Origin of the sequence: Photobacterium marinum (assembly GCF_000331515.1) — a bacterium.
Taxonomy (GTDB): domain Bacteria; phylum Pseudomonadota; class Gammaproteobacteria; order Enterobacterales; family Vibrionaceae; genus Photobacterium; species Photobacterium marinum.
This window is the reverse complement of the sequence record NZ_AMZO01000065.1, coordinates 1-8,072: the sequence shown is the minus strand read 5'-3', so window position 1 is coordinate 8,072 and position 8,072 is coordinate 1. Positions and strand designations below refer to the sequence as shown.

4 protein-coding genes are annotated in these 8,072 nt (G+C 45.3%); 1 reads left to right on the top strand and 3 read right to left on the bottom strand.

Annotated features, from left to right (window positions below):
- The 3 genes from rtxA to rtxH form a co-directional block, all read right to left on the bottom strand.
- On the bottom strand, window positions 1-6,157 hold a 6,157-nt coding region (gene rtxA, locus C942_RS24135), incomplete at its 3' end, for an MARTX multifunctional-autoprocessing repeats-in-toxin holotoxin RtxA (protein ID WP_232428220.1).
- Between the two features lie 252 nt (window positions 6,158-6,409).
- Window positions 6,410-6,871: a toxin-activating lysine-acyltransferase gene (locus C942_RS24130; RefSeq protein ID WP_007471565.1), complete on the bottom strand. Its 462-nt coding sequence runs from the start codon at window positions 6,869-6,871 to the stop codon at window positions 6,410-6,412.
- A gap of 12 nt (window positions 6,872-6,883) precedes the next feature.
- Complete coding sequence (gene rtxH / locus C942_RS24125; protein ID WP_007471563.1) at window positions 6,884-7,240, bottom strand: protein RtxH; 357 nt, start codon at window positions 7,238-7,240, stop codon at window positions 6,884-6,886.
- Between the two features lie 321 nt (window positions 7,241-7,561).
- Here rtxH and C942_RS24120 point away from each other — a divergent pair.
- A partial coding sequence (locus tag C942_RS24120; RefSeq protein WP_036801837.1) for a cysteine peptidase family C39 domain-containing protein occupies window positions 7,562-8,072 on the top strand: 511 nt, incomplete at its 3' end.

Genomic DNA, 8,072 nt, shown 5'->3' with positions numbered 1-8,072 from the left:
CACCCGGTGACTTCATTGACTCGTCCGAAGCCGCCATAAGGGCTGATGACTCATCAAGGCTGACCTCTATCTGCGACAGCAGCGATTTCATCGCAGGCAAACGGCCAGAATCAGGATGACCAAGTACGTAACCCTCAACTTGTTTGCGTAAATTAGTCAGTTTATCTATTGCATCATGATCTGGTGTGTCCTGCATAACCGCATGGTAGTCAGCCAAAGCATCAACAACGTTCTGATAACTCTCACCTCGAACCTTGCCTTTCACATATGCGGAATCAAGCAACTCAGAAACAGACATTAACTGAGACTTAGCAGCAGCGTTAACCTCACCTAACCCTTCCAGATTGACACCTGACACCTGAATTTCTTTACGGCGAACATCCTGCGAACCATGCTTAACTGAAGCCGAAATACCATTATCCGTTGATTTCGTAAACATGGATGTAATGGAAGTACCGGTATTCTGGGCCCGAACGCCAGCATTGATTTGCAAGCGATTGACAGCCTGTGTCGCACCATCCAAAGCATCCTGTTCTTCATCGGTCAAACCTTCGCTAAACCGGCCGTCTGCACGTGATTGCCCCTCTGCATCAACATGACTTGTTGTGTCACCTTGCGCATGACCTTGGTACTGCTTGCCAGATAAACCGCTACCTGACGCGCCTTCACGATCAGGACGATCCCCTTCATTTTGCTTCGCCCCTTCAGCATCTGCTTGGACCTGAGACGCTTCACTCTCAGCGGCCAATTTATCTTGTTTGCCACGGGAACGAGCATCATCAGAGGCACTACGTGCTTCATTTTCAGCAGCCTTCGCACGGTTTTGCTGTGCAAGCGCTTCAGCTTTACGATTATCAGCCTCAACCTTCGCATCAGTAATATCTTGCTCAGCTCCGGCGCGATTTTGCTCGCCTTTTGCCACGCCCGCTTCAGATTTCGCCACAGAATCTTTAGCGTCATCCTTACTTTCAGCAATCTGCTGCTGTGACTTGGTCAAATACTCGCTTGTTTTAGCTTTAGACTGATCAAGTTGCGCCTCGACATCATCAAGAATGCCTCCGGCAAAATGTTCCCGCCACGAGTTACCAGATTCGCCCTGGTACATCTTATGTCCATCGAGCTTATCAAGCCCTTGGGTCATTGCGGTTAACTCTTCTGTAACGGCATCAGATTCACCTTTCACCGCCTCTCTCTGCACCTGACCATTGCTAGCCAATGCTTCCTGATCAGTCGATTCCAGCTGAGCTTGTGATCCTGAAACAGCCGCTAATTGCTTCTCTTTTTCCTGTTCCAAGCGCTGGCGATCTGCTTCTGCCTGAGCTTTGTCGCCCATTGCGTTTTGCGCCGCTTCATTTTGCTCGGCATGTTCACTAACTGCGTTGGTCTGCATTGACATCTCGGATTTGGCAACCACATTATCCAAGATATAGCCCACGCCATTGCTAAGGCCTGTGCCTTTGAATTCAATTCGGTTACTGCCAGCCTGTGCTGTCAGTTTTAATGTTTTGTGCTGCCAAGAGGCATCATCATCAGAAGAGGAGAAAACAACATCACCGTTCCAAAGAACCTCGAAACCTTCGTTGTTCGTAATTGCTTCATGATCTCGATTTGCAAAATCAAAACTCAAGGAGATAAGCTCCCCTTTAGTCAGATTCGATAAGTCTTGGTACAAGCTTGTATTGCCCGCGACATCCAGCTCACTAACCCGTGAACCATGTCCATCGTCACTGTTGCCATAACATGCGGCAGCATAAGATGCTTCAATCCCGTTTGTTGCCCCCCAACCATGACCACCTTGTTCAAAATCACCATTGACGATCAAATTCGGACTCTGCGTGGTATCAGATGCTTCATCAACATCCAGATCATTTTGCATGACATCCAAATCAGGGGTTTTAACATCACTGACTCCGCCAACCAGATTATCGCCTAAGTCTGTTCCAACCTCTTCGATTTCATCCATCTGGAATCCATCAAGCTTAGTAATTTCCGGGGTTGCAATTGCGCCACGGCCTTTGCGGGTACCTGACGAGGATGCATCGTCACCATGAACCAAATAGTTAATCGCCTGGCTACCACCTACGCCCAATACGGTTTGTTTAATCGTATCGAAGAGCGAAGACAGCTTATTGCTCTTAGTATTGCTGGAAGCCACCGCCAGGCTGTAGAAATCACCGTTACCAATCTTGATAGCGACGTTATTTTGCGCATAAGAGGCATTAATACCCAGACCATCTCCGACATGGATATTAACGTTGGCCTTACCTTTCATCACAGCGACATTGAGGCCATCGCCCACTTTGGTGTTGACGTTATACTTGCCCCAAGCCACATTCACGGAAATACCATCACCGACTTTGGTGTTAATGTTGGCATCACCGTAAGTGGCCGTCACACTTAAACCATTACCGACTGTGGTAACGATGTTTGCTTTACCTTTTGCGGCAGTAACCTGCATACCATCGCCGACCTTAGTCACGATGTTGCCTTTACTCCACAGCGCATTAAAACTGTCACCGTTACCCACCTGAGTAACAATGTTAGCTTCGCCTTTAGCCAGAACGACATTACGTCCATCACCAACTTTGGTGATGACATTCGCCTTACCCCAGGCACCGGTATAATCATTACCGTCACCGATGTGGGTAATGATATTTGCCTTACCATGGACAACGGACACTTCCTGGCCATCACCCACCTTGGTAATCAAGTTAGCTTCACCCTTGGCAAAGTTATAACGATCGCCCTCACCGACATGAGTAAAGACGTTGGCGTTACCCCAACCAGCATTAACACCTAAACCGTCACCCACTTTTGTGATGATATTGGCCTTACCTTTGGCAAACCCCAGAGTCATACCATCACCAACATGGGTCATCACATTACCGATGTCTGATAACAACAATCCAACCGTGGTTCCATCACCGACCTTAGTCAGGATGTTACCTTTACCGGCAAGCACCGCTGCAGTGGTAGCATCACCCACATGGGTAACCACGTTCGCTTTAGCTGCCGCAACTACCCCCATAAAGTCGTCACCGACCTTAGTTACGATATTTGCTTCGCCTAGCGCCAGCACCCCCGTCAGTCCATCGCCGACATGGGTCATGATGTTTGCTTTTCCGAACATCGCTGCCAACGTTGTTCCATCGCCAACTTTAGTCATGATATTGGCTTTACCGGCGAACAAACCAATGCTGGTCCCATCACCGACATGGGTAAAGATATTAGCAGTACCGACCATTAGGCCAGCCGTCAGTTCATTACCCACTTTGGTCAAGATATTTGCTTTACCGACCATTGCCGCAAATGTATTGCCGTCACCGATGTGAGTGAAAATATTTGCTGCACCGACCATTGCCGCCATCGTGGTTCCGTTACCGATCTTGGTCGCAATATTGCCTTTAGCTACCATCAAAGCGACTGACAGACCATCACCAATATGGGTATAGACGTTAGCAGCGGCAACCATCAAAGCAAGAGCATTACCGTCACCGACTTTGGTAAAGACATTACCCACACCGCCCATCAGCGCCCAGGCATCCCCTTCACCGACATGGGTGAAAATATTACCGCCACCAACCATGGCCGCAATAGAAGTACCATCACCGACTTTAGTAAATATATTGCCAACAGCTCCCATTACCCCAATGGTCTGACCGTCACCGACATGAGTGAGCACGTTACCAACACCCAACATCACGCCTGTTGTATTGCCGTGGCCTACTTTTGTCAGGATATTCGCTCCACCCAGCATCACACCAGTTGTAGAACCATCACCAACATGGGTCATGACATTGGCACCACCGCCCATGACAGCCAGCGAGTTACCCTTACCCTTTTTAGTCAGGATATTGGCACCGCCTAATGCTATCGCTGTGGTATCAGACGATTCCATGTCGTCGCTAATATGGGTAATGATATTCGCACCGCCAAGCATGCCGGAGATCAGATCACCATTACCAAATTTAGTCAGCACATTTGCGCCACCAACCAGAGCTGAAGCAACATCGCCTTTACCGACATGGGTCATCACATTGAACCCACCTGCCGCAAGCCACATCGCATTTCCGTTGCCAACCTGGGTATGAGTGTTGTAGCCGCCAAGCATCACAACTCGACTATCACCGTTACCCTTGTGAACAGAGATATTGCCGTATGCCAGCAAGTTCGCTAAATACTGCCCATCACCGATACGCACCAACACATTAACCGCACCGCCAGCATACACATCCATCTTACCTTTCTGGCTTTGGTGAACCAGTACGTTGGCAAGACCTGCGCCACGGAACGTTAAATCGCCTTCTAACCCACTCTTAACAACGACATTGGCACCACCACCTCCTTCAAAGTCGGTATTACCATACTTTGAGCTGTGCAAAATAACGTTGGCAATACCGCCACCGTCAAAGTTAACATCACCTCTGGTTACACTCGAACGGATAACATTCGCTGCACCGCCACCTTCAAAGTTCACATCACCGGAACTTTCACCACTAGAGGTAGAAGGGGTAAACAACGTCTGATCACTATATTCTTCTGTGTGCGCTAAACGCTGGGACGAACTACGAACGCCAGTAACCGAGTAATGGTGATCGCTAAGTGAATAGCCACCAGTTGACATTGAATGGTAGCCATTGGCGGCAGAGATATCTTCATTCGCTAGATCCGCGGTGAAATCTCCGGTCTTATACCATGATTCTGCGTAGTACTTGAGCGCACCAGTTTCAGGATCATTAGCTAACTTAACCACAACAACTTTAGTGTGCCAGCCATCGAGCATTCCATACACATAAGTATTCTTGCCACGATTAGACTTCACGGCCGACACATCAAAAAGTTCTTTGTTGTACCGAATCGCCCACCCGCTCATTTTGGCATCAGATAACGTGACATCATCTGCATTAATGTGGGCACCACCTGCATATGGATGCCACTCATACTCAGTCAAGTCATCCACCACGCCTTCAGTTGTGAAAGTCTGGCGGTGTTCAACGGTGAGATTAGACAGACGATAAGCGCCATTGATATTAACGGCATTAAAACCCGATGCTGATGAGATATCCTGGTTGGCTAGGTCCGTGAGGTGGTTACCTTCTTTATACCAAGCAGTGGAGTAATACGTTAACTTGCCGGTTTGAGGGTCATTGCGCAACTGCACTTTATTTATTTTAGTATAAGTGCTGTCAGCAAAGGCGAAGAGGTAAGTGTTTGGTTCACGGTTCGATTTAATCCCCGTCACCTGCTGAGACTCCAGGATCCATGAGCCCCCCATCGTCGCCCGGGTTAACACTATCTCTTCAGCTCGAGCTGTTGCCAGAGCTACACCCGAAGTCTCACTGTCAGCCCCCTGACGGGTAATATCATTGTACCCGCCAGCCCCGGCAAAATTAATGTTACCATGAGCAACATCAGAGTGAATATTGTTATATCCACCAAAGCCCTCGAAACGGATATTGCCCCGAGTAGCGGCATATTCGTCCTGGTGGTTGCGGGTACGCTTTATTGAGTTATACCCCCCGGCACCGCTGACACTGATGTCACCGCTTTGTCCGACACGCTCAATGTCGTTATAAAATCCGGCCCCCTTAAATACAATATTGCCGGACGCTACTCTTGAGCTGATGATGTTTGAAGCGCCGCCACCGTCAAAAGTAACATCACCGCCAGACCCCTGATATTGATCAAACCAAGTCCGATCAAGCTTATTACCGGCCCCAGCACCTTCAAACGAAAGGCTGCCATGGTTGGTTTCATGCCACAAGGCGTTGTACCCACCAAGCCCTTTAAATGAAACATTGCCGCTTTGCCCTTTGCGAGTTAACTCGTTATAGGCGGAACCACCACCAAACGTTAAATCACCGTTGGCACCGGTATGGTCGATAACGGATGCAATAGAAGCTTGTCCAACGACAATATTGCCATTGCCCGTCTTATCGACCGACAAGCTTCCAGAAGCACCATATACGCCTAAATTACCGTCGGTATCAGTAATATCTATACCACCACCAGCACCATAAACATTATCGTCACCGGAACCGGTGTAAATGTCGACATAAAAACCACCGGTTACGATTTCGTCATTACCACCATAAGCGTTAATGGTACCGCCGAAACCTAGGGCAACAAGCGTATTGTCTCCATCGTCTCCATCCATACTTCCGGTAAAGAAAAACTCAAGACTCCTACCAACTCCATCTATGAAATCTTTGACATCATTTTCAAAAAAGTCTTTGACATCATTTTCGAAAAACTCGGCAGTATCCTCTGCTGCATTTTCCACCCAATCGATAGTATCTTCGACGGCCCCTTCAACCCAATCTCCGACGTCTTCGGCAGCTCCTACGACCCAATCACCAACGTCTTCAAAAAAATCTACAACGTCGCCCATAATATTCCTTATAAATCATCAAATTAAAAAAGATTGCGCAACTCGCACCAGCTTTCTGTTTTTCTTGTCAATTTTGATTCTGAAGGTACTTGCCCGTTGTCCTCTATAAGGCTTTAAAATTCGGTTGCGTAAATCCTCCACAACCTCCTGGACATGCCCGTGAGGTGCTATCAGCTCAGGAATGAAAACATGATTTCCCGACTGCCAATCTGAGTGAATGATTTGACGTCCTTCATTTAAAATTTCTTTTTTATTTTGTTCAGACAAAAACGCCCAATTGCAAAATGCAACTGGACGACAATTTTCTGATTCGTAATAACTGAACTGATTTAACTCAATAGAATGAACAATTCTCTGATACCACTGTGCAACGGTATATTTTTTATGGAGTGGAGAATATTGACTTAACAACATTACCCCAACTATAACCTTATGGAGTTCTTCTTTATTAAGTTCAGATGTATCAACTCTAACAACCATTAAAGTACCACTTTATTTTTTTGCTTTTGTTGTTCGCTTACTTGTTGTCTTTTTTTCTAATACATTTTGAGTATCACCTTTGTTTTCTACGGCTTTTGAATCTTCACCAACAGATAAAAAACCAGCAGCTACAAGCTTTTCAAACTCAGCTTCCATACGCGGGTCTTCCAGCATATTTTTTATCATCGACACCATGTACATGAAGCCAGAAGCAGGCATGTGAACAACTTGCTTAAATTCCAGTTCATTATCATTTTCAGCCATAATGCCATTAGCCATGTTTTTTTGATTTTGGCCAACAAAGTACAATGAAAAAACACCCTTGTTATAGTTGACGCTAGAAACACTTTGTACAAACTTCTCAGACATAATTGACTACCTTATAAAATATAATGAATATGACATCATCTTCGATACCGTTTCTTTATTTTTTCTGTTGCAACAGAAAAAAAGCCGAAAGATATTACGCTCCTTTCAACCAAGAAACAAAGTAAAAAGCCTTAAACTTTTATTGCAATAAAAACATCAACTTATCATAGATTAATTACTCTAAAGTTGAAAAATTGACGCTTTTAAAATGAGGTTAAAACAATGAAAAATCACACTTTGTTCATTTTTATTTTTTACAATTGAACTTATATTACACGAGTGTTAGCATCGCTCACCCAGTTAATACTAGAACATCTAACAATGAAGCAAAATGACAGACTAACGTTATTATGTATAAAGGTTTATTTAAGCATCACAGAGAATAAGCCACATAACAAAAGTCATGAAAAGGCTTTATCTCATCATGAGAAAGTTGTTTATAAAGATGAGCTAAGAAAAATGGAAAAAGAGCATAATGTTAGAATTTCAACCAAGACAGTTACATTTAAAAAACTCGATAAAATAAAAACACCAGCAATCCTTTTTGATAATCAGGGTGCACCTTTCATTTTAGCCAAAACTAATAAAGAAAAATGTTTAATACAAAAGGCTAATAAAGATAAGCCGGAAGTTTTGCCGTACGATGAACTGTCTTCCAACTGGAACGGAAAATGGCTTGATATAAAACAGCCACAATCCCGGTTTGATATTCGCTGGTTTATTCCTGAATTTCTGAAACATAAACAACTATTAGGTGAAATCTTTTTATTTTCCTTTGTATTACAGATCCTGGCACTGATTTCACCGCTATTTTTCCAGGTAGTCATGGATA

Excerpts from the sequence above, each read along its gene's own strand:
- C942_RS24130 (WP_007471565.1), bottom strand. The coding sequence starts at position 6,871 with ATGGTTGTTAGAGTTGATACATCTGAACTTAATAAAGAAGAACTCCAT.
- rtxH (WP_007471563.1), bottom strand. The coding sequence starts at position 7,240 with ATGTCTGAGAAGTTTGTACAAAGTGTTTCTAGCGTCAACTATAACAAG.